The sequence below is a fragment of the Ruegeria sp. CDSA141 genome, assembly GCF_059612005.1.
On sequence record NZ_JBXWPT010000012.1, the window covers coordinates 99,579 to 120,217 of the forward strand.

18 protein-coding genes are annotated in these 20,639 nt (G+C 54.7%); 10 read left to right on the forward strand and 8 right to left on the reverse strand.

Annotation, left to right across the window (positions count from 1 at the left end; translation table 11 throughout):
* The first annotated feature begins 100 nt into the window (after positions 1 to 100).
* Complete coding sequence (locus AC2FLP_RS16425) at positions 101 to 562, forward strand: Lrp/AsnC ligand binding domain-containing protein (RefSeq protein ID WP_254683713.1); 462 nt, start codon at positions 101 to 103, stop codon at positions 560 to 562.
* Positions 563 to 575: 13 nt separating this feature from the next.
* Here the strand turns inward: AC2FLP_RS16425 and pyk are convergent, their stop codons facing one another.
* Positions 576 to 2,021 (reverse strand): pyruvate kinase, encoded by a 1,446-nt coding sequence (gene pyk, locus AC2FLP_RS16430; protein WP_299900337.1) that lies wholly within the window; start codon positions 2,019 to 2,021, stop codon positions 576 to 578.
* Positions 2,022 to 2,163: 142 nt separating this feature from the next.
* Here pyk and AC2FLP_RS16435 point away from each other — a divergent pair, with 142 nt between their 5' ends.
* From AC2FLP_RS16435 to AC2FLP_RS16445, 3 genes are all read left to right on the forward strand, one after another.
* Positions 2,164 to 2,901, forward strand: a complete 738-nt coding sequence (locus tag AC2FLP_RS16435) for an N-formylglutamate amidohydrolase (protein WP_299900334.1) — start codon at positions 2,164 to 2,166, stop codon at positions 2,899 to 2,901.
* 87 nt (positions 2,902 to 2,988) lie between these two features.
* A complete protein-coding gene (locus AC2FLP_RS16440) occupies positions 2,989 to 3,228 on the forward strand; it encodes a DUF6868 family protein (protein ID WP_117869943.1) in 240 nt (79 codons plus the stop codon).
* A gap of 87 nt (positions 3,229 to 3,315) precedes the next feature.
* Positions 3,316 to 3,630, forward strand: coding sequence for a DUF1244 domain-containing protein (locus AC2FLP_RS16445; protein ID WP_117869944.1), 315 nt, complete (start codon positions 3,316 to 3,318; stop codon positions 3,628 to 3,630).
* 535 nt (positions 3,631 to 4,165) lie between these two features.
* Here the strand turns inward: AC2FLP_RS16445 and AC2FLP_RS16450 are convergent.
* Positions 4,166 to 5,152, reverse strand: a complete 987-nt coding sequence (locus AC2FLP_RS16450; protein WP_496684924.1) for a zinc-dependent alcohol dehydrogenase family protein — start codon at positions 5,150 to 5,152, stop codon at positions 4,166 to 4,168.
* Between the two features lie 231 nt (positions 5,153 to 5,383).
* On the opposite strand from AC2FLP_RS16450, the gene AC2FLP_RS16455 reads away from it, so the two are divergent.
* The 4 genes from AC2FLP_RS16455 (at position 5,384) to AC2FLP_RS16470 (ending at position 10,769) form a co-directional block, all read left to right on the forward strand.
* On the forward strand, positions 5,384 to 6,379 hold the full coding sequence (locus tag AC2FLP_RS16455; protein ID WP_496684922.1) for an HlyD family secretion protein: 996 nt from the start codon (positions 5,384 to 5,386) through the stop codon (positions 6,377 to 6,379).
* A complete protein-coding gene (rbbA, locus tag AC2FLP_RS16460) occupies positions 6,376 to 9,072 on the forward strand; it encodes a ribosome-associated ATPase/putative transporter RbbA (RefSeq protein WP_496684921.1) in 2,697 nt (898 codons plus the stop codon). Before AC2FLP_RS16455 ends, rbbA begins: the two co-directional genes overlap by 4 nt.
* Positions 9,073 to 10,197, forward strand: a complete 1,125-nt coding sequence (locus tag AC2FLP_RS16465; RefSeq protein ID WP_496684920.1) for an ABC transporter permease — start codon at positions 9,073 to 9,075, stop codon at positions 10,195 to 10,197.
* A 143-nt stretch (positions 10,198 to 10,340) separates the two neighbouring features.
* Complete coding sequence (locus AC2FLP_RS16470) at positions 10,341 to 10,769, forward strand: phasin family protein (protein ID WP_496684918.1); 429 nt, start codon at positions 10,341 to 10,343, stop codon at positions 10,767 to 10,769.
* A 164-nt stretch (positions 10,770 to 10,933) separates the two neighbouring features.
* On the opposite strand, the gene AC2FLP_RS16475 is transcribed toward AC2FLP_RS16470, so the two are convergent.
* Both AC2FLP_RS16475 and AC2FLP_RS16480 read right to left on the reverse strand, forming a co-directional pair.
* Positions 10,934 to 12,727 (reverse strand): PHA/PHB synthase family protein, encoded by a 1,794-nt coding sequence (locus AC2FLP_RS16475; protein WP_496684916.1) that lies wholly within the window; start codon positions 12,725 to 12,727, stop codon positions 10,934 to 10,936.
* Positions 12,728 to 12,913: 186 nt separating this feature from the next.
* Entirely contained in the window at positions 12,914 to 13,291 is a 378-nt protein-coding gene (locus AC2FLP_RS16480) for a nuclear transport factor 2 family protein (protein WP_117869950.1), read from the reverse strand.
* Positions 13,292 to 13,694: 403 nt separating this feature from the next.
* Between AC2FLP_RS16480 and AC2FLP_RS16485 the strand changes: the two genes are divergently transcribed.
* On the forward strand, positions 13,695 to 16,442 hold the full coding sequence (locus AC2FLP_RS16485) for an HAD-IC family P-type ATPase (RefSeq protein ID WP_496684915.1): 2,748 nt from the start codon (positions 13,695 to 13,697) through the stop codon (positions 16,440 to 16,442).
* 13 nt (positions 16,443 to 16,455) lie between these two features.
* On the opposite strand, the gene AC2FLP_RS16490 is transcribed toward AC2FLP_RS16485, so the two are convergent.
* The 4 genes from AC2FLP_RS16490 to AC2FLP_RS16505 form a co-directional block, all read right to left on the reverse strand.
* Entirely contained in the window at positions 16,456 to 16,980 is a 525-nt protein-coding gene (locus AC2FLP_RS16490) for a flavodoxin domain-containing protein (RefSeq protein WP_496684913.1), read from the reverse strand.
* Between the two features lie 223 nt (positions 16,981 to 17,203).
* A complete protein-coding gene (locus AC2FLP_RS16495; protein ID WP_496684911.1) occupies positions 17,204 to 17,611 on the reverse strand; it encodes a universal stress protein in 408 nt (135 codons plus the stop codon).
* Between the two features lie 117 nt (positions 17,612 to 17,728).
* Positions 17,729 to 17,992 (reverse strand): hypothetical protein, encoded by a 264-nt coding sequence (locus AC2FLP_RS16500; protein WP_496684910.1) that lies wholly within the window; start codon positions 17,990 to 17,992, stop codon positions 17,729 to 17,731.
* A gap of 436 nt (positions 17,993 to 18,428) precedes the next feature.
* Complete coding sequence (locus AC2FLP_RS16505) at positions 18,429 to 19,691, reverse strand: ferredoxin reductase family protein (protein ID WP_496684908.1); 1,263 nt, start codon at positions 19,689 to 19,691, stop codon at positions 18,429 to 18,431.
* 560 nt (positions 19,692 to 20,251) lie between these two features.
* On the opposite strand from AC2FLP_RS16505, the gene AC2FLP_RS16510 reads away from it, so the two are divergent.
* A complete protein-coding gene (locus AC2FLP_RS16510; protein WP_496684906.1) occupies positions 20,252 to 20,488 on the forward strand; it encodes a hypothetical protein in 237 nt (78 codons plus the stop codon).
* Positions 20,489 to 20,639: the final 151 nt, after the last annotated feature.

Genomic DNA, 20,639 nt, shown 5'->3' on the forward strand with positions numbered 1-20,639 from the left:
AGGAATTTTCACTAGGAATTGGAGATTTTTTTGGTCTATATTCAGTGGAATTTGTCGTTTTACGCTAAAAATACAGGGAATATTACTGATTAGCAGAGAATTGGATAATATCGACCAACGCATCCTGAACGAGCTTGAGGCCAATGGTCGGCTCTCAATAGTTGAGCTTGCGGCGCGCGTAAACCTTACGAATACGCCCTGCTCTGAACGTGTGAAACGACTGGAAAAGAACGGCTATATCAAGGGCTACAGCGCCATAGTCGACAAAGAACGGATTGGGCTGGCCCTACTGACCGTCGTGCAGGTGTCGCTGACCGCGACCGCAGAACAATCCCTGGAAAAGTTCAACGAGGCCGTACGCAATGTGCCGGAAATCGAAAGCTGCCTGATGGTGGCAGGGTCGTTTGATTATCTTCTGACTGTCCGCACCCGCGATATTGCGCATTTCCGGATGATACTGGGCGAGAAAATAAACAAGCTGCCCGGAATTCACCAAACCAGCTCCTTCACGGTCATGGAAGCCGTGAAAGAACCTGTTGGCCAACGGGTACCGGAAACCTGAAGCCGGTTTCTGATTATTCGGGATCAGTGCTGTAGATCAGACGCTCGTCACACGGGGCCACACGTAGAATGTTGGTCGTGCCAGGCACGTTGAACGGCACGCCCGCAGTGACGACAATCTGATCGGTCTCGGTTGCAAAGCCTCCTGCCCTGGCTGCGCGAGCCGCGTTTACTACCGCGCTTTTGAACCGTTCGAGCTCGGGCGTCATGACGCAGTTGCAACCCCAGGTCAGGCAAAGTCTGCGCGCCGTTCCCATCAGCGACGTCATTGCGATAATCGGAACACCGGGACGTTCGCGCGCGGTCAATGCGGCTGTCGTGCCACTTTGCGTAAAACAGCAGATCGCCTTGATTTCGGTTTTCTCGGCTATTTCGCGCGCCGCGGCAACGATCGCGTCCGCAACGGTGGTTCCCTTGGCGGTACGCGAGGCGGCGATGATCTGCGTATATGTCGGGTCGGCTTCGACTTCGATGGCAACCTTGTTCATCGTCTGCACGGCTTCGATCGGATAGGCACCGGCTGCCGATTCCGCGCTGAGCATGATGGCATCCGTACCTTCGTAGATCGCTGTCGCAACGTCCGACACTTCGGCACGGGTCGGCATCGGGCTTTCGATCATGCTTTCCAGCATCTGTGTTGCAACGATGACGGGTTTGGCCGCCCCACGGCATTTTCGAACCAGGCGTTTCTGGATCGGAGGCACGGCAGATACAGGCAGTTCCACGCCCAGGTCGCCTCGCGCCACCATGATCCCGTCCGACGCATCAAGGATGTCGTCAAACGCCTCAACTGCGGCAGGTTTTTCAATCTTGGACAGGATCGCCGCGCGGCCGTCAGCAAGTGCGCGGGCCTCGAAAACGTCTTTGGCGCGCTGCACGAAGCTCAGCGCCAACCAGTCGACACCCAGTTGGCAGACAAACTCCAGATCCTCTCGATCTTTCGCCGACAAAGCCGCCAGCGGCAGCACCACATCGGGAACATTGACGCCCTTGCGATTCGAGATCGTACCCCCCACCTCAACCGTGCAATTTGCATAATCCTGTCCGCAGTCCTGAACAGTCAGACGGATCTTGCCGTCATTAACGAGCAGGCGCGCGCCCGGTTCCAGCGCCGCAAAGATCTCGGGATGCGGCAGGCAGACCCGGTTGATGTCGCCAGCATCAGGGTCGAGGTCGAGACGGAAAGCTGCGCCTTCTTCCAGATCCTCTGCCTCATTGGCAAAAACACCAACGCGCAGCTTGGGCCCCTGAAGGTCGGCCAGAATGGCAATCGGGCTGTCCAGGTCCTTTTCCACCTGTCGAATGATCTTGTGCCGTTCTCGGATCTCATCATGGCTGCCATGGCTCATGTTCAGACGAAAGACATCTGCGCCAGCCTCGTGCAGGGCACGAATCGTGTCATAGTCATTTGACGCTGGCCCCAGCGTCGCCACGATTTTCACATTTCTCAGGCGTCGCATTAGCATAGACCTCCTTACGTCATCTCAGGTTTGCAGATCAGCTTCCGCAAAATGTTACCGCAAACATCATTTCGATGCTTATTGCGCAATTCCCTTTTCAAAGCAACTGCCCTACACCTGCGGCAAACTAGATGACAGGCTCATGACATACACCCCGTTTTTCGTCCACGGTGCGGATCGCCCGTCGCGCTGGCTGATCACATGCGACCACGCAACCAATACTGTTCCCCCAGACGTAAATGGCGGCGACCTCGGTTTGCCGCGCGAGGATATGGAACGCCACATCGCCTATGATGTCGGCGCGTACGAGGTGTCGAAACATTTAGGTGAGATCCTGAACGCGCCGGTGATCGCCGCCAACTTCTCGCGGTTGGTAATCGACCCAAACCGGGGTGAAGACGATCCGACGCTGTTGATGAAACTCTATGATGGCTCAATCATCCCCAGCAATCGCCATGCAGATGATGACGAACGCGAACGTCGCCTGAACATGTGCTACCGCCCCTATCACGAGGCACTGGCGCAAATGGCGGCCCTGCCCCATGCGGTGATCGTTTCGATGCATTCCTTCACCCGCCAACTGCGCGGTCGTGAACCGCGTCCATGGCACATTGGTGTGCTGCACACCTTGGACGAACGGTTCTCGCGCCCTCTGGTCGCAAGACTTCAGGCCGAGGATGATCTGTGTGTTGGCGTCAACGAGCCGTATTCCGGAGTTTTGCCGGGGGATGCGATTGACAAACACTGTACCGCGTTCGGACGCCCAAACGCACTGATCGAGCTGCGCAACGACTTGATCGCGGACCATGCGGGGCAAAGGGAATGGGCCGAACGATTGGCTCCTATGCTGCAAGATGCATTGGAAGCCAGCGACCTTTGACCGCAAGTCTCACACGCGCTTTAACGTTCATCACGCTATTGTGAGAAAACCTCTCGATCCCCATATGAACAGGGAAAGGGGGTCATCGTGACACTAGAGCTTCTGACGACTTTTTTTGGTTGGATGGCCGTGCTCAATATCGCGGTTCTTCTGTTTACCACCCTGATGGTTCTGCTCTTGCAGGATTGGATCGCAGGCATTCACGGCAGGATGTTTCAGATGGAACGCCCCGATGTGAAACGCGCGTATTTCAGGTACCTTGCAAACTACAAGATCCTGACGCTGGTCTTCTGCATCGTACCGTGGCTGGCATTGAAACTAATGTGAAAACGCACTGGTGCAGGTCAGATTGTTGTAACAGGACCGCTGGGTTGTTAGGTCAGGTTCAACACAATCGCCATCCGGAGCCACATCATGGACAAGCAAACCGAAATCGAACTTCAGGCTGCCGCGTTTCGCCGGTTGCAAAAGCACCTGATGGAAGACCGCACGGACGTTCAGAACATCGACATGATGAACCTCGCCGGTTTTTGTCGCAACTGCCTGTCGCGCTGGTATCAGGAAGCCGCGAACGAAAAGGGTATCGAGCTGGGCAAGGATGAAGCCCGCGAGATTTTCTACGGCATGACAATGGATGAATGGAAATCCAAGTATCAAACAGAGGCCAACCCCGAGAAGCAGGCCGCCTTCAAGGTTGCGTTCGAAAAAAACGTCGGCAGGAAAGACTGACAGCGCAAAGTTCAAAAAGGCCTGCCAATCCGGCAGGCCATCTGATGTGGATTGCCGCCTCAAGCTGTTATGCCGCGCGCCAAACAAATCAACGGCTGCCCTGAGCCCAGAACAGGTTTTTGGCGTGCATTATCCAACTGACTCGCAGATTACGTGGTGGCCGCGGCGCTGAGCTGGTCCGCAAGCTGATCGAACACCAACCTGATCCTACGCCTGTGTTAAATTCCAAGTTGGCGTCAAGCTAAACCGGGAACTCAGGGTTAGGACCCTTTGATTTCCGTTTGGAGAGATGACTCACGGTTCGAAAAACGAGCGGTGAACTGATCTATTCTGGCGGAGCGCGCGCCCTCCGCCTAGGGGCCGCACAAGACGAGAGGGCAACCGTGATGCCCCGCCGGGCAATGGACGCGACCTTTCTGAAAGCACATCACACTGCGACAAGCTTGGGCGTTAAAAAAAGGCGTGGACGCCTGAAAGAAAGTCGTCAAATTTATGGGGCGGGTAGTCGCATTTTAGAGTACCTTGGAGCCGTTGGTCAGGGAACCAAAACCGCTGCCCCTTGCAACCGCCCAGCACTCAGATCCGCGAGGGCTATGTTGGCATCCCTTAGTGAATATCTCTGCGTCTGTGTCTGGATGCCTGCGGTTTGGACAATTGCGAAAAACTCTTCACCATCCTTGCGCGTTAGGTTTGCGACAGACAGGATATGTCGTTCCCCCCACAGATCGCTGTATGGAAATGTTGGGATGTCGCTCATGTGAATCCCACCGCAAACCACGCGGCCGCCCTTTCGTACGGCGCGCAGCGCTTTGGGCACAAGGGACCCGACGGGCGCGAAAATGATCGCAGCATCCAGTTCTGCTGGTGGTTGTTCGTCAGACCCACCCGCCCATACTGCTCCCAGATCACGCGCGAATTCCTGTGCCTCGATATCGCCGGGTCGGGTCAGCGCATAGACGTTTCGACCCTGCCAGACGGCCAATTGCGCCAAGATATGCGCGGCGGCTCCAAACCCATAGAACCCAATGTTCCTGGCATCTTCAGCCATTCGCAAACAGCGGAACCCTATAAGCCCGGCACATAACAACGGGGCCAGTGCAACCGGATCGGCGACCTCTGGCAGCGCAAAGACGTAGCGTGCATCCGCGAGGCAGGCTTCGGCAAATCCTCCGTTTCGTGTGTATCCAGTGAATATTGGCGCATCACACAGGTTTTCCTGTGCGCTTCGGCAATAAGGACACTGACCACAGGTGGACGCAAGCCAAGGCACGCCGACGCGCTGCCCGATTTCCAAGCCTGTCACTTCATCGCCCTTACGCAGGATTCGTCCAACAATTTCGTGACCGGGAACCAGTGGAAGTTCAGGATGCTTGAGGTCTCCATCGACGACGTGCAGATTAGTGCGACAAACACCACAGGCCTCAATCTGGATCTGTATATCATGAGCGCCTGGTGCTGGAAGTTCGATGCCTTCCAGTCTCAGCTCGCGGCCGACACCTTTGAAAACCATTGCGAGTGTCATGTTGTAGCACTCCAAAAACAATTACTCGGGATCATCCGCGTTCTTTGCTTCCTTCGTTGCAAGTCACGGGGCGCACGAACCCGGCTTTCGGACGATCCCCAAACGTGGAACAGAGTTTCGACTATCGGCACGATAGCACACGCGCGCCTTAGAAACGCTTGATCCATCGCAAAGCCTCCGATCCAGACACGTACTAGACTGACCGTCGAATTCAATGATCAGGCAAAAGCTATGAAGAAGAGTTCGCCCATCTTTTTTGCTCTGGCAGTCGTCGTGATCGCTGGCGCGGTTTTTTATTCCGTTATTTCCCAAAACGGCAATCAATTGCCGAATGATTTCGTTCAGGGAAATGGACGAATTGAGGCCGAGCAGGTTGAGATTGCACCGACAATCGCAGGTCGCGTTGCCAAGGTTCTGGCACCTGAGGGCGGCATGGTTGCCGCGGGTGATGTTCTTGCCGAGATGGACATAGATGAATTGTCCGCTGCGCTGGATCGGGCAAAAGCTGAGGTGGCGCTGGAGCGCCAAACAAAAGCTGAAGCCGAGGCTTTGGTTTTGCAACGCCAGAGTGAGCAGCGCAGGGCAGCGCAAGAGCTTGAACGCGCAACGGCGTTGCTGACCGGGAACACTATCTCTGAGACGGTTTTCGAAGAACGCGAAACCATCCATCAAGTTGCTGCTGCTGTGTTGGGTGCCGCCAAGGCCCGTGTTGCAACCGCAGAAAGCCGGATTGCCGCTGCCGAGGCCGAAGTGCGCCGGATTGAGGCGCAGATTGAAGACAGTACCCTGCTGGCACCAATGCCGGGGCGTGTACTTTATCGATTGGCAGAACCCGGCGAGGTCGTCGGATCGGGCGAGCCGATCCTGACCCTTCTCAGTCTTGAGAACGTGTATATGGAAATATTTCTTCCAGCGCGCGAAGCCGGGCTGTTGCCGATTGGCGCCGAGGCTCGCATCGTGCTTGACGCTTTGCCCGAATACGCCACGCCCGCATATGTCAGCTTTGTCTCTCCCGAGGCACAGTTCACACCCAAACAGGTCGAAACCCTGGATGAACGCGAGCAACTGGTCTTTCGCGTCCGCGTCCGTATCCCCCAGGACCTGGTTGAAAGCCGGATTGAACATGTAAAAACTGGCCTGCGTGGGATTGCCGTGATCCGGATCAACCCTGCCAGCGCGTGGCCCGAGGCGCTTGAACAGCGCATCCCGCAAGAGCTGTTCGAATGAATTTGGCGGCCGCCGCGTCAGAATTTCGCATCGCCGGTGTTACGCACAGGTATCGAAAACACGTCGCGCTGAACTCTGTATCCTTGGAACTTCCGACCGGACAGCTTGTCGGTTTCATAGGACCGGATGGGGTGGGCAAGTCCACATTGCTTGGCTTGATCACAGGTGCAAAGAAACTGCAATCCGGGTCAATCAACGTTCTAGGCGGTGCAATAGATGAGCCCGCTCATCGTCGACGTATATGTCCCGCGATCGCATTCATGCCGCAAGGTTTGGGTCGGAACCTCTATTCAGAACTGTCGGTACGCGAAAACTTGGAATTCTTCTCGGGGCTGTTCGGCCAGGGGCACGTTGAACGTGATATACGGATCGCCGCGTTGCTAACGGCGACGGGGCTTGCGCCTTTTGAGGATCGCTTGATGGGCAAACTCTCTGGCGGGATGAAGCAGAAGCTGGGCCTGTGCTGTGCATTGATTCATGACCCTAAGCTCCTGGTTCTGGATGAACCGACAACCGGTGTCGATCCGTTGTCACGTCAACAGTTCTGGACGTTGATCGGAGCGATCCGAGCGGAAAACCCTAAGCTCTCTGTTCTGGTGTCGACAGCCTATATGGAGGAGGCCGAAGGCTTTGATCGGATCGTTGCGATGGACGCAGGTCGCGTCATCTTTCAGGGCAAACCCGCCGAATTGAAGCGCGCCGACAAGGATTTCGAAACCGCATACCGACGCTTGCGGGCCGATGGGGCGTCTGGTTCAGAGCCGGATCAAACAATCGTTCGACAGATCGACACGGATCCGGTGATCACTGCTCGCGGGCTGACACGGCGCTTTGGCGATTTCACCGCAGTGAACAACGTCGACTTCTCAATCAATCGCGGAGAAATTTTCGGGTTTCTGGGATCAAACGGCTGCGGCAAATCCACGACGATGAAGATGCTGACCGGTTTGCTACCGGCCAGCTCAGGTGAGGCATCGCTATTCGGCAAACCCGTTGACGCCCGGGATCGAAAAGTGCGTCGCGATATTGGGTACATGAGCCAGGCTTTCTCATTATACGGCGAATTGTCGGTGCACCAGAACCTGCAGTTGCATGCCCGCATTTTTGCGATCCGTGACCGTGAGGCGCGCATTGCGGAATTGACGGAACGCTTCGGACTGGCCGCACATCGTGATACCTTGGCGGCCACTTTGCCCCTTGGGATCAAACAGCGCCTATCTTTGGCAGTTGCAATCATCCATCGCCCGCGTGTGCTGATTTTGGATGAGCCGACCTCCGGGGTGGACCCCGAGGCACGAGATACGTTTTGGGCATTGCTCGTTGAATTGTCGCGAAAAGACGCGGTAACGATCTTTGTCTCCACCCACTTCATGGCAGAGGCAGAACGATGTGACCGGGTTTCGTTCATGCATGCAGGCCAGGTCTTGGCCGAAGGCGCCCCAGCCGAACTGATCGCCGCCGAAGGTGCAGACAGCCTTGAGGAGGCCTTCATCTCAATTCTAGAGGCGGCGGAAAAACCAGCGCCGGTTGCAGCGCCAAAAGTTGACGTAACGACCAGTTCAAAACATGTGGGCGGAAGTGTCGGGCGTGCACTGGCTTATACACGACGCGAGGCCGTCGAAGTGGCGCGCGATCCTGTTCGCCTTGCCTTTGCGTTTCTTGGGTCCGCCATTTTGATGTTAGTTTTCTGCTTTGGCATTACGCTAGACATTGAAGAGCTGGATTTTGCAGTTCTGGACCTTTCTCAGGGTCCTGAAAGCCGGGCTTATGCGACTGAGTTCGCGGGGTCGTCCTACTTCAAACCCACGCCCCCCTTGAACAGCGCTTTGGAAGGGCGCAACCGGCTAAAGGCCGGAGACGTTTCACTGGTCATAGAGTTGCCACCGGACTTCGGCCGTAAGCTGCGCACAGGAGAGCCGACACAGGTCCTCGCGACAGTCGATGGTGCCATTCCGTTCAAAGGCGAGACGGTTGAAGGATATGTCGCGGGGCTGCATCAGACCTTTCTGGATGAATACGCCCGTAACACCGGACAACGTGACTTCGAGATTGCCCGGATAGAACCACGATTTCGCTACAATCAGAGTTTTGAGAGCATTGCAGCAATGGCCCCGGCCATGCCGGCGATTCTGCTTATCATGTTGCCGGCCGTCTTGACGGCGGTCAGTGTCGCGCGTGAGCGGGAGCTGGGATCTGTAGTGAACTTCTACGTAACGCCGACAACTCGGCTCGAATTCCTGATCGGCAAGCAAATCCCCTACATTGCAATAGCTTTCGCGAACTTTCTGCTGCTGGCAGCGATGACAATTTTCGTCTTCGGCGTGCCCCTCAAAGGCGATCCCATTCCGCTGGCGGTTGGTGCGTTATTGTATGTCTGGGCAACGACGTCATACGGATTGCTGATTGCCACAATGACATCCAGTCAGGTGGCGGCGACATTTGCGACGGCCATCGCCTCGGTTGTGCCAACCATCCAATTCTCGGGCCTATTGCAACCTGTTTCCACATTGGAAGGGGGAGCTCAGGTTATTGGCTCGCTCTGGCCGTCTTCTTACTTTCTTCATTTGAACGTCGGCGCGTTTACCAAGGGCTTGGGTTGGGAATCTCTTGCGCCGGACATTCTGGCGCTTGCCTGTTTCGGGCCGGTGCTGACACTAATCGCCGCTCTTTGCCTCCGTGCGCAGGAGAAGTGAATGCAACGCCTCTATTGCATATTCTGGCTAGGGCTTAAGGAAGTGATGAGCCTGCGCCGCGATTGGGTGATGATGGCCTTGCTGGTCTGGTCGTTCACGCTGGCTCCGATCATGGAGGCAACAGGCGTTGCAAGCTCGGTGAACAACGCCTCGATCGCATTTGCAGATGAGGATAACTCTCCATTGTCGCGGACACTTGCCACCGCGTTTTTCCCGCCGGAGTTTCAACCGGTAGTGCAAATTGAACCGGGGACCGGCCCAACGCATATGGATGCCGGGCGGTTTATCTTTATTGTCGCCATTCCGCCAGGGTTCGAAAAAGACCTGCGTGCCAGGCGCACGCCAGAGATTCAGGTTCTGATAGACGCCACGGCCATGGAGCAGGCAGGTATCGGCGCCAACTACATCACCAACATTCTGAGCGCCGAGATCCATCGCTTTGCAATCGGTGTAGATCTCATGGATTTACCCTCAATCAATGTCATTCTGAGAAGCGCCTTCAACCAAAACAGAGATACGGTGCGTTTTGCAGGCATCGTTGCGCTGATTGGTCAGATCATGTGGCTCACGACCATCCTGACGGGTGCTGCCATGATCAGGGAGAGAGAGCACGGAACAATTGAGCATCTGCTGGCCATGCCCCTAACCCCGCTTGACATCGCTTTGGCGAAAATCTGGGCCAATGCGGCCGTTGTCCTGATCGCTGCCGGGTTATCGCTGGCCTTCGTCATGCAGGGCTCGCTGGACATTCGAATTGCCGGGTCAAAAACACTGTTTCTTTGTGGAACGGCGCTCTTTCTGTTTACAGCCACAGCACTTGGGGTCTTTCTGGCCACGATCGCGCGCTCAATGGCACAGTTTGCGCTTCTGGTCATGCTGATTGTCCTGCCAATGCTTATGCTATCCGGAGGGGAAACACCTGTCGAAGGGCAGCCAGCCTGGCTGCAAACCGGAACGCTGTTTCTGCCGTCGCGCCACTATATGTCAGCCAGCCAAGCAATCGTTTTCAAAGGTGCTGGAATCGAAATGATCTGGCCGGAATTCGTTTGGATGGCTGTGTTGGGTTTGGCACTGTTAATGACAAGCCTGTTTATGTTCCGAAGGTCGGTCGCCCAGATGACCTGATATGAACCGGTCGCGTGCGCCGTCTCCAGGCATATCGGGAACGACAGTGCGCAAATACCTCGCGAATTTGATCTCGGTTAATGTGAATGCGCCTGTAGACATGGTAAAATCGGCTCACCGTCTTCTTTCTAGGGAGAGTCCAAATGCCTACAAAATCCGCCAAACCCGAAATACAGGAAGCCCTTACCGACGCGTTGAAATCCATGCCGGGCGTGATGTCCATGAACCCGGTGGTCGCACCGCAGATCGAACAGTTTTGGAAAGCGCAGGACCATCTGCTGAGCGAGGCGGAGGAATACTCGCGTCTCTGGTTCAAACGCCGCCACGAAGCTACACGCACTGCGCTGCAAACAGCCCGGGAAACCACGACTGGCGACAACCCGGATCCGGCCAAAACGATGCAGGCCGTCGCCGAATGGCAACGTCATTCCATGGAACGAATGGTGGAAGATGCACGCGAGTGGTTCGAAATGGTGTCACGCTGTGCAAAACACGTGAGCGAAACAGAAGCAGACGCCATCGGCGAAAGCATGGAAGCTGCCTCCAAGGTCGCGGGCAAATCCAAAAGCTAGAACCGATTAAACCCGTTTGACGCAGCCTGTCTTCGACAGGCGCGGTACTATCTGACCATTCACGTATCGCAGGCCAAACCGGGTGACTATTATTGCGATAGCGCTCTGCCAGTTTTGCATGTTTGTCCACACATGGTTGACCAAGCAAAGCTGGGGCCTAGCGTTCAGGTCTGATGAATGTAAGTGCCCGGCGCTTTGGGCAGTTTTGCGACCCCGTTTCGTTTTCCCCCCATCAGCGGGGGCGCAGTTTCACCAGACGAACGGCCTTTTATCCAATCCGCCATCGCTGGCCACCAGGAACCTTGCCGTATTTCCGTCGCTTCAAGCCATTCATCCGGTGAGGTATACAGCGCATCCGCAGGTCTATGGCCCTGACGATAGTGGCGGTGCTTGTGCCCCGGTTCGCTCAGGATGCCGCCGTTGTGACCGCCATTGGTCAACACGAAGGTCAGGTCTCCGTCAGTAAAAAGACGTATCTTGTAAACTGAGCGCCACGGAGCAATGTGATCTGATTCCGTTCCGACCACAAACATGGGAACGCGTATGTCCTTAAGCGCGACAACCCGTCCTTCGACGGCGAACCGTCCGGCGCTCAGTCGGTTTTCTAAGAACAGTCCGCGCAGATACTCGGAATGCATCCGTGCGGGCATCCGGGTTGTATCATTGTTCCAGACGGTCAGGTCTGTTGGAAGATCGTCTTCACCCAAAAAATAGCGCCGCACTGCCCGCGCATAGATCAGGTCTTCGGCGCGGATAGTTGTAAAAGTCCGAGACATCTGAGGGCGGTCCAAACAGCCCTGCAACCACATCAGGTCTTCGACAAAAGCGACTTGGCTCTCGTCGATAAACAGCAAAAGCTCACCGGCCTCGGCAAAATCAACCTGCGCTGCCATGAGTGTGACGCTGGCAAGCCGGTCATCACCATCACGTTGCATCACCGCAGCCGCAATCGCCAGAAGTGTACCGCCAAGGCAATATCCATTGGTGTGTATCTTTTGACCCGGGATGATTGTTTCGATGGCGTCAATCGCTGCCATAACGCCATTCAGGCGATAATCCTCCAAGCTAAGGTTAGCTTGATCAGCCGTAGGATTGACCCAAGACATCATGAACACAGTAAAGCCCTGTTGGACAAGGTACCGCACCATGGAGTTTTCAGCAGAGAGGTCGAGTACATAGTATTTCATGATCCAGGCAGGCACAAAAAGGATAGGTTCGGCCTGCACGCTCTTGGTGCGCGGCGTGTATTGAATCAGCTCGAACAGCGCATTGCGAAAAACGACCCTGCCGGGAGTTGCGGCAAGGTCTTTGCCAACCTCATAACCCTGAGGGGCAGGTTCGTGTTCTTGCGTTATGGTATGGGCAACATCCTCAATGAAATGCGCGCTGCCCTCTACCAGATTGCGACCACCGGTCTGGAAAGTGCGGTTGATTATTTCCGGGTTTGACCATGGGAAATTCGATGGGGAGATGAGATCTAGGGCCTGGCGGATTTGAAACTGAGCTCGTTCCGCGTCGCGGGGGGCGATGCCCGGCATTTCGTCCGTTGCTGCCTGCCACCAATCCTGTGCGCTTAGAAAGGCTTGCTGCCATAGAGAAAATGGCGCCTTCTGCCAGCCGGGTGCACTGAAGCGGTGGTCTTGTTTGCGTGGCTGAAAAGGCGGAGTAGCTTTTGCTCCAATCGCCATCTCGCAGGCATAGACCCAGAGTTTTGCAGTATCGCGCGCCGCGCGCTCTGTCAGTTCAAGCTGGCGCCCGGGGGAACGACCCAGATGCATGGCCCAATCCATCCAAGTGGCCATAATCGAATGCGGCGATACACCGGCGGTGGCACGGGCTAGTGCCGCGCGCGTAGCGCGGTCAAGTTTCTCATAGGGGTGTCGCGGAGTATTCTGCCCAGTGTCTGCCGCAGGAATCTTGTCTTCAGCAGACAGCTTGTCAGGAGGTAATTCAGTCATCTGGGTTCTCCGATCTGGGCAAAGTGCTATAAAGCTGCGATCTTAAACCTTCGCGGCCACCAAGCCCGGAACGACCAGGCAACCGCCCATCTTCATTGGACATACTTGTTGCCGCCGCACGGAGTCTGCGACCCCTTCTGCAGAAGCAGCGAGCGTCCGGCAACCCGTATTGCTAGGCATCTTTCGCTATTTCGGCAGCATAAAGAACTCTTCCAGTACAATCTTGCCATCCTCAACGGAATAAATGGCAATCTCGCTAAGAGTCATGCTTTGTCCCGTGTCTTTCTGCACGACCTCGGCGTTGAAACCCACCCCAAAGCGATTGGGAGGATGAACATAGGGGCCGTCTACAGTAAGCTCCTTGATTTCATGTGTTTTCAGCCAGTCTTCTCGCTTCGCCTTGATGGCATCGCGACCCTTTGTAATCCGAAATTGCCTTACCGGAGGCACAACCGCTTCTACGGACTGAGCGTTTTCTGCGTACATTTCGTCAACGCTTATTAAGCCTTTGCGATCACGCATCGCCTGAACAAATGCCCGGCCTATTTCGACTAGCGCTTCCATGCAAGACCTCCTGTTATGTTGATGACTGTACTTCTGCGCACTGCGTTCAACCTTGACGAAGATCAAAATGGAACAGCCCTGAGCATTTGATTGTACGGCCTGCGGTTCTCATTCACGCGATGGAACCGAAAGATACCCTTTGGAACCGGGACGTCACTGCTGTGCTATACAACGCACACAATCCGAATTGCATAAAGGAAGCTGTGAAAATCGCGCACACTTCAATCCCGCGTCGTTGAGTTGAACCACATCAAATACGGCCACGGCGGGACCGTGTATAAAGGAATCGCTCAACCATAAGCCTATCGTGACGGTGCGACTTGGCCGTCGTCACGAGGGCGCATCAATCCCAAATTCACTGCTGCAACGACATCTCTGAGACGTGTCTTAAACGGAGTTTGAAATGCCAGAACGCCTTAAAGTTCTGCCTGAAACACCTGGAGCCCTGCCGCACACGCAAGAAAGTGCTGATGTGCTTAAGGACCTGCAAACAATGGCCACCGGGCTTACTTCAGAACAAGCTAAACTCCGTCTTGAGAAATTCGGACGCAACGAGCCGCCGCCGTCACACAGGCGAAATGTGATCCTGCGGTTCCTGGCTCACTTCCACAATGTTCTGATCTACGTGCTTGTCGGGTCAGCAGCTATAACCTTTTTGCTGGGGCATTTGGTGGACACTGTCGTCATTCTTGCCGTTGTTCTGGCCAATGCCTGCATCGGGTTCGTGCAAGAGGGTCGGGCTGAAAAGGCAATGGATGCGATCCATCAGATGCTTGCCCCAAAGGCTTCAGTCTTACGTGATGGGCGGCGGATCGCAATCGATGGTGCCGAAATTGTTCCCGGCGACATCGTTCTGCTCGACGCCGGTGACAAGCCCCCTGCCGATATGCGCCTGATCGAAGCGCATGGCATGAAGGCACAAGAGGCTATTCTGACAGGCGAGTCAGTCGCCGTTGACAAAGAAGACATAGCAACTGACGCAGACGCAGCACTTGGCGACCAGCGCGGCATGGTGTTTGGCGGCACGTTGATCACGGCCGGTCAGGGACGCGGCGTTGTGACAGCAACAGGCACGCGGACCGAGATCGGGCGCATTGGCCGGATGATCTCTGAGGTCGAGACACTCTCGACGCCGCTGGTACGCCAAATGGATACCTTTGCGCGCTGGCTTACACTTTTCATACTGGCCGTGGCCGCGATCCTTCTGGCTTTCGGTTATTTCGTAGCTGAATACAGCTTCATTGATTTGTTCATGGCGGTCATTGGTCTTTCGGTCGCCGCAATTCCCGAGGGGCTTCCTGCGGTCCTGACCATCACTCTGGCGATCGGGGTGCAGTCCATGGCACGCCGCAACGCCATTGTCCGGCGCCTTCCCGCAATCGAAACGATTGGCTCGGTCTCGGTCATCTGTACAGACAAGACCGGCACCCTGACTCGCAACGAAATGGTGGTGACCAATGTTGCTGTGGGAAGCCATTGCTTTGACATCCAAGGCGACGGCTATGATCCCGCCGGTGCTATTGTGTGCGATGGTTCAGAACTGATACAGACTCTGCCGCCAACCCTGCGGGATTTGGCAACCGTCGCGCTCTGCTGCAACGACGCGACACTTGAACAACGATCCGGTGTTTGGGATGTAAACGGCGACCCGATGGAGGGTGCGCTTCTGTCCTTCGCCGCAAAGGTCCTGGGCCCTCTGGACGGGGCGCGGGCATCATGGAACCGTCGCGATGTTCTACCCTTCGATGCGCAACGGCGTTTTATGGCGACGCTGGATCAGAGTGAGGCCGGAGCACGTAAGATTTTTGTCAAAGGCGCGCCCGAAACGCTGCTGTCTCTTTGCGAAACGCAGCTCGACGCCGATGGGAGCGCACTGCCAATTGACCCTGTAGAATGGTCCGCGATCGAAGATCGCTTTGCCTCGGCAGGGTGCCGGGTATTGGCGTTCGCCTCCCGTCCTGCACACGAAGGTGAGACATGTCTAACGTCTCAGGACTTTTCGGGGAATCTGGTCTTCCTTGGGCTTGTTGGCCTGATCGATCCGCCACGCAAAGAAGCGAAACATGCGATTGCTGCCTGTCAGAACGCAGGTATTGCGGTCAAAATGATAACCGGTGATCACGCAGGGACAGCCGCAGCAATCGGCAAGGACATTGGTCTGGTCCACGCCGACAACATTCTGAGCGGTGCACAGATCGACAAATTGGACGATACCGCGTTATCAGTCGCGGCTCTGAAGGCGGATATCTTCGCGCGCACAAACCCGGAGCATAAGTTGCGCCTTGTCCATGCGCTGCAGGCGCAAGGCCTGACGGTTGCCATGACCGGCGATGGCGTCAACGACGCCCCGGCCCTGAAACGCGCGGATGTAGGCATCGCCATGGGCCAAAAGGGGTCAGAGGCCGCCAAAGAAGCTGCCGACATCGTCCTCGCCGATGACAACTTTGCCACCATCGCTGCGGCGGTGTGTGAAGGGCGCACGGTGTTTGACAATATCAAAAAAGTCATCAGCTGGCTTCTGCCCACAAGCGGGGGTGAAGCCCTGGTCGTCATCGTCGCCCTGTTGTTGGGATTGACGCTGCCGGTTTCTCCGATTCAGATCCTCTGGATCAATCTCATCACAGCCATCACGCTTGGCATCGCGCTTGCCTTTGAACCGACCGAAGAGAACACGATGTTTCGACCGCCCCGTCCGCGCGACGCGCCGATCCTGGGGGGTGAACTGGTATGGCACATTGCGCTTGTCTCTGGTCTGTTTCTGGCCGGGGTCTTCAGCATTTTCACCTATGCTGAACGGCAAGGTTACTCTGTAGAACTGTCGCAGACGCTAGCGCTGAACACTTTGGTGGTGATGGAGATTTTCCATCTGTTCTTTGTACGCAATATCTATGGCACGTCGTTGACTTGGAAGGCGATCCAGGGAACGCCAACCGTTTGGGCCTGTGTGGGTGCCGTCTCAGCGGCGCAACTCGCCGCCACTTACGTTCCGGGTTTTCAAAATGTCCTGGGAACCGCTGCTGTGGGATTAAAGGACGGCCTCCTTATAATCGGCCTGGGTATTGCGCTGTTTGTTCTGCTTGAGCTGGAAAAACAAATCGCTCTCACCCTGGGGGCGCGACCCAAAGCCACAATCAATCGGCATCGGCGCTAGTGCGCAGAAAGCGTTATCTGTTCAAGAATGCCGTCACGACTGCTTCCAGTGCGGCCCAATCCGTAAACTCCTGTATGCCATCTCGCAGATCGACGCGCCGACCCCTTAAAACAACATGACGGACAACTTCTTTCTCATAATAGTCATAACTTTCGGGACGCACTGCACCCGCGACCAGAGCGCTTTCGTCCGGTTCAAAACCGGTTCGCAAAATCATTTCAGCCAGATAGTTCTCTGCCTCCTCCCGACCTTTGGCGAAAGCCGCTTTAAGACTTACCGATAGCATCAGCGAGCTGCCGGCTAGCAAGGCGTCACGATGTGTTTTTATAAATGTCTCAAATGGCTTGGGATGCCGTCGCTCGTGGACCGAGGCCGCAAGGATGAATTTGTCCAAGCCTTCAAAGAAGAGTTCATCTATCTCCCGACCAGTATCGATCAGAGTAGCTTCGAACCCGTTCTTTGTCGCAACACCCTTTATGAAGTCCGCGATTTTTGCAGTCTGACCTTCTATGCTGCCGTAGGCAATAGTTACGATCATACCGACCTCCTCCAAACGGTCTGAAACGCGCGCCCATAATAGCAGTTCTTCTCGCGGTTAACGCTGATCTTGGTCAATCGGCTTGGATTGGCAGCCTTGCCTTCCAGCCACCGTCGGGAAAACAATCCGCTCGCAATCCCTTAAAAGACCACCATGCAAAAATGCTAACTTAATTGCGATACCCTCACCCTAATCGCACGAACGAAGATCGATTTAAAATATATCAACGTGTTACGTGAACCGCGCACTTTGCGTGATGAACGACCCTGTTGGCTGTTGAGCCAACAAAGATGTTTTCCAAACCAGGTTTGTGCGAGGCTATCGAAATGCAATCTATTTCGTTGTCGTTCGCGAAATCGACGATCGCTCTGCCCGGATGCCCTGAGATCAGCCGTGCCGATGCATCAGGCAGTTCCGATGCCTTCCGATGTAGTTCTTCCAAAAGCTCGTGTCGCGTATTGTCAAAAACGTCTTCAGGAATTTGAGATGCCACGTAAGCCGGGATCGGCTCCTGTACATGAAGTATGGTGAATTTGGTGTCGGCGTCTGCCAAATGGCGAGCGGCTTCAAAAGATGCCTTAGTATCATGATCACGATCCAGCGCTACAGGGATCAGGATGTTCTTGTACATGTGAACTCCCTTTTAACGTTCCTGATGCCTTCGGACTGACATCAGCGGTAGTTAGATTTCTGAACTGTCGCAAGTCGCGTTCCGCCGGGCGAGATGTCCTGAACTGCCTTTGGCGAACTACTCGATCTGTAAGGTCTCAAGAAAAGAGATTAAATTCGCCAGCGGCACGCCCGTCATCATCTGCTGACCATTTGGCAAAGAAAGCGCGACTTGAAGGTCTGAATTCAACGCTGGTCCGAAAATGGGCATGTCTCCCCCGTGGGCAAGCACCGCCGATCGTCCATCAATCCTCAGTGCAACCGTCTCGGTCGGGAATACTCCGTCGTTTTGTGCTGCCAATTGGGTAAGATCAGGTGTCCTGATCGCCAGCATTTCAGCCATTGGCCCGTTTCCGATCGCTTCAAAACCATGGCATTACCAGCAATAGGTCCGATACAGCTCGTTTCCTTCCTGAACGTTGACTTCCTGTGCCAGTACGGCACCCGAAGCAAATAGCCCCACTATTATTACGCAAATCCCAGCAATTCCTCCTCCTTTGCAAATGCGTTTTCCAAGAGAAGTTTGCCAGGCACCCTTCGGTTCTGCTTTGATTTCGCTCATGATGATCAGGTTACATCGAGTGTGTTTTTGGCGAGACAAGCAAGCCATGTCCGACAAATATCAATGGAATCCAAGGCGTATCAGCGATACCTGGTAGAAAACAAAATGGGCTATCTTCTATCGCAGACCGAAGCCCAAAACTGCGGCGCATAGAATGACGACGATCAACCAAATTGCCAGCGAGATCCGACGACGCAAGGACATTCGCCTGAATTGATCAATCATAGTCGAACCTTTCCAAAAGTATGCGATCCGATGGGGTGCCTTGAGCGATCAGATGATCCTCGACAACGTCCATCATTACTGCAGGTCCGCAGAGCACAAAAAGCCATTGCGCGTAGTGGTCAGGAGTCAGGACACGATCAAGGAGGGCTCCATCAATTACTCCGGTTTCACCGTCCCAGTCTTCCTGCGGCTCTGAAAGGGCGAAAACTGCGTTTTCCGCCGCCAGCTCTTCGCGATAGACGATCTGGTTTTTCATGCGGTTCCCATAGATCAGTTTGATATCCTTTGGGACGTCGGCGAAACGATTTTGCCGTAAAATGCTGAGCATCGGAGCTATTCCGACCCCTCCCGCAACCAGCACGACCCCAGGACCCTGCCGCCCATTGATCGTAAGACTACCATGCGGGCCATCCAGATAGGCGAAGGTGTCGGGCCCGAGTCGCTCAAGCGAACCGGTAAAATCGCCGAGTTCTTTGATCACAAAAGAAATCTCTGGCCCCTCTGCCGGTGCCGAACTTATTGAAAAGGGGTTCTCGTGCAGTGAGAACACACTGTTTCCTACGTTCAGACAAACAAACTGGCCCGCCTCGTACACCAGCCCGTTGTGACCGTCAGGGCCGATCACAAGTTCCCACTGCTTGGGGGTCAGTCTGCGTCTCGATACCACCCTCCATGGCCTGCGGCGCTGCCCCAACGGCTTAAAAAGATACACAAACAACAGCGATCCGACTGCAATCGCTACCATAGCGGACCACATAACAGTCAGGACCGAATGCGACCCGTAGCGCCCTGCTGCTATGGTGTGATGTAGTAGCAATCCCGCAAGCAACAAAGCTCCAATCCCATGCGTGAAACGCCAGGATTCGTATTTGTATTCTTGCTTCGTTCGGCTGGCTGCAGACAGGATCAGAGCAGGCAGTAGAAGATAAGCGAGAATCCCGGTTGCGAGGGCTGTCAAATCCGTTGTGAGTGATAACTGCCGCGTTTCATCCCAAGGGCGAGAACCCCCGGAAACCGAGCCTTGATAGAACAGTGGATGCACAACGGCAAAGGCCAAAGCGACACGCGCCATAACCTGGTGGACCCGCATTGTAACGTCCATGCCGATACCTGTTGAAATGCGTTTGAACCGGCCAGACAGGATGAATTCAACAAGAATGATCGAAAAGGCCAGGATGCCCAGTCCGGACGCGATTTCCTGGTGCCATGGCCGAGGCGGCCAACCAAGAGCATAAGAAAGCCCGAGTGGTAGCAAGAGTACTACCAGGTAGGCTGATATTAGAAACGGCGCACTCATTGCATTTGTGTGTTACGATCAGAAGAGCCAATTGAAAGGAGGTCAATTGGCAACAGCGCCGTTCTCGGACGGCGCACGCTCATGCACTTTGTTCCTGCAATAGCAGAAGCGGACAAATCCTTGCAAAGTCCCACGGCGGCCTCCACAAATCGAAAGTTATGTTTCAAATCCTATTCACAGATGATTGAGCGGAAAAAGAGAATCCTTTCGCTGTTACAATCCATTAGACTTCCAGGTAAAATGTTGCGATCCAGTCAAGCCATTTGATCCCCGTTAACGTTTTCGCGAAAGCAAATTCGCACAACTAGTGACTCAGTACTTAGAATATAGCACCTATCGAAGATGATAATGTCGAAATCACCTATTTTGATCACTAGTTTTCATTCCCAGTTTTCGGGTGCTCGGAACATGAACCGGCTTTTGAATCTTGGTATGTCTGACGTCAGCGCCCACCGGACAAATTTAGGGGTTTGAGCAACGGAGGATTTCTGGTTCATCGAAGCCATTATGGAGCGAAGATGAACAAGAGAGTTCCAGTTGCGCTAGTCGGTTATGCAGACTTGGAACAAAGTCTAGAGTCATATGACCTTTCCGACGTTCATGATGCCGTTTGGAAATCGGTTGAGCAGAAGTTTCATGGCTATGAGTTATCGGGAGTACTTAGTGACTTTGCCGAAAAGCGGGAGAGGAAACCAGACTATGACTACTCTAGTCTTGTGAAAGTAGCCGCCCCTTGGTGGGGTGAGAAAGCGTGACAGTTGAAAGGCATATATCTTGATTGCAAGCTTCTGAATTACTTCACTTTCTTGCAGATCTTTCAGCCATGAGTGTTTAAATTTGTGCTTCCGGTCGAATCTACTCGTGCCATTAATAACCAGCCCTCGCAAAATTCTTGCTACGCCGACC

What these genes read in the sequence shown, in the direction of transcription:
- pyk (WP_299900337.1), bottom strand. Translation starts at nt 2,021, where the DNA reads ATGCGACGCCTGAGAAATGTGAAAATCGTGGCGACGCTGGGGCCAGCG.
- AC2FLP_RS16435 (WP_299900334.1), top strand. Translation starts at nt 2,164, where the DNA reads ATGACATACACCCCGTTTTTCGTCCACGGTGCGGATCGCCCGTCGCGC.
- AC2FLP_RS16445 (WP_117869944.1), top strand. Translation starts at nt 3,316, where the DNA reads ATGGACAAGCAAACCGAAATCGAACTTCAGGCTGCCGCGTTTCGCCGG.
- AC2FLP_RS16450 (WP_496684924.1), bottom strand. Translation starts at nt 5,152, where the DNA reads ATGACACTCGCAATGGTTTTCAAAGGTGTCGGCCGCGAGCTGAGACTG.
- AC2FLP_RS16455 (WP_496684922.1), top strand. Translation starts at nt 5,384, where the DNA reads ATGAAGAAGAGTTCGCCCATCTTTTTTGCTCTGGCAGTCGTCGTGATC.
- rbbA (WP_496684921.1), top strand. Translation starts at nt 6,376, where the DNA reads ATGAATTTGGCGGCCGCCGCGTCAGAATTTCGCATCGCCGGTGTTACG.
- AC2FLP_RS16465 (WP_496684920.1), top strand. Translation starts at nt 9,073, where the DNA reads ATGCAACGCCTCTATTGCATATTCTGGCTAGGGCTTAAGGAAGTGATG.
- AC2FLP_RS16470 (WP_496684918.1), top strand. Translation starts at nt 10,341, where the DNA reads ATGCCTACAAAATCCGCCAAACCCGAAATACAGGAAGCCCTTACCGAC.
- AC2FLP_RS16475 (WP_496684916.1), bottom strand. Translation starts at nt 12,727, where the DNA reads ATGACTGAATTACCTCCTGACAAGCTGTCTGCTGAAGACAAGATTCCT.
- AC2FLP_RS16480 (WP_117869950.1), bottom strand. Translation starts at nt 13,291, where the DNA reads ATGGAAGCGCTAGTCGAAATAGGCCGGGCATTTGTTCAGGCGATGCGT.
- AC2FLP_RS16485 (WP_496684915.1), top strand. Translation starts at nt 13,695, where the DNA reads ATGCCAGAACGCCTTAAAGTTCTGCCTGAAACACCTGGAGCCCTGCCG.
- AC2FLP_RS16490 (WP_496684913.1), bottom strand. Translation starts at nt 16,980, where the DNA reads ATGATCGTAACTATTGCCTACGGCAGCATAGAAGGTCAGACTGCAAAA.
- AC2FLP_RS16495 (WP_496684911.1), bottom strand. Translation starts at nt 17,611, where the DNA reads ATGTACAAGAACATCCTGATCCCTGTAGCGCTGGATCGTGATCATGAT.
- AC2FLP_RS16500 (WP_496684910.1), bottom strand. Translation starts at nt 17,992, where the DNA reads ATGGCTGAAATGCTGGCGATCAGGACACCTGATCTTACCCAATTGGCA.
- AC2FLP_RS16510 (WP_496684906.1), top strand. Translation starts at nt 20,252, where the DNA reads ATGAACAAGAGAGTTCCAGTTGCGCTAGTCGGTTATGCAGACTTGGAA.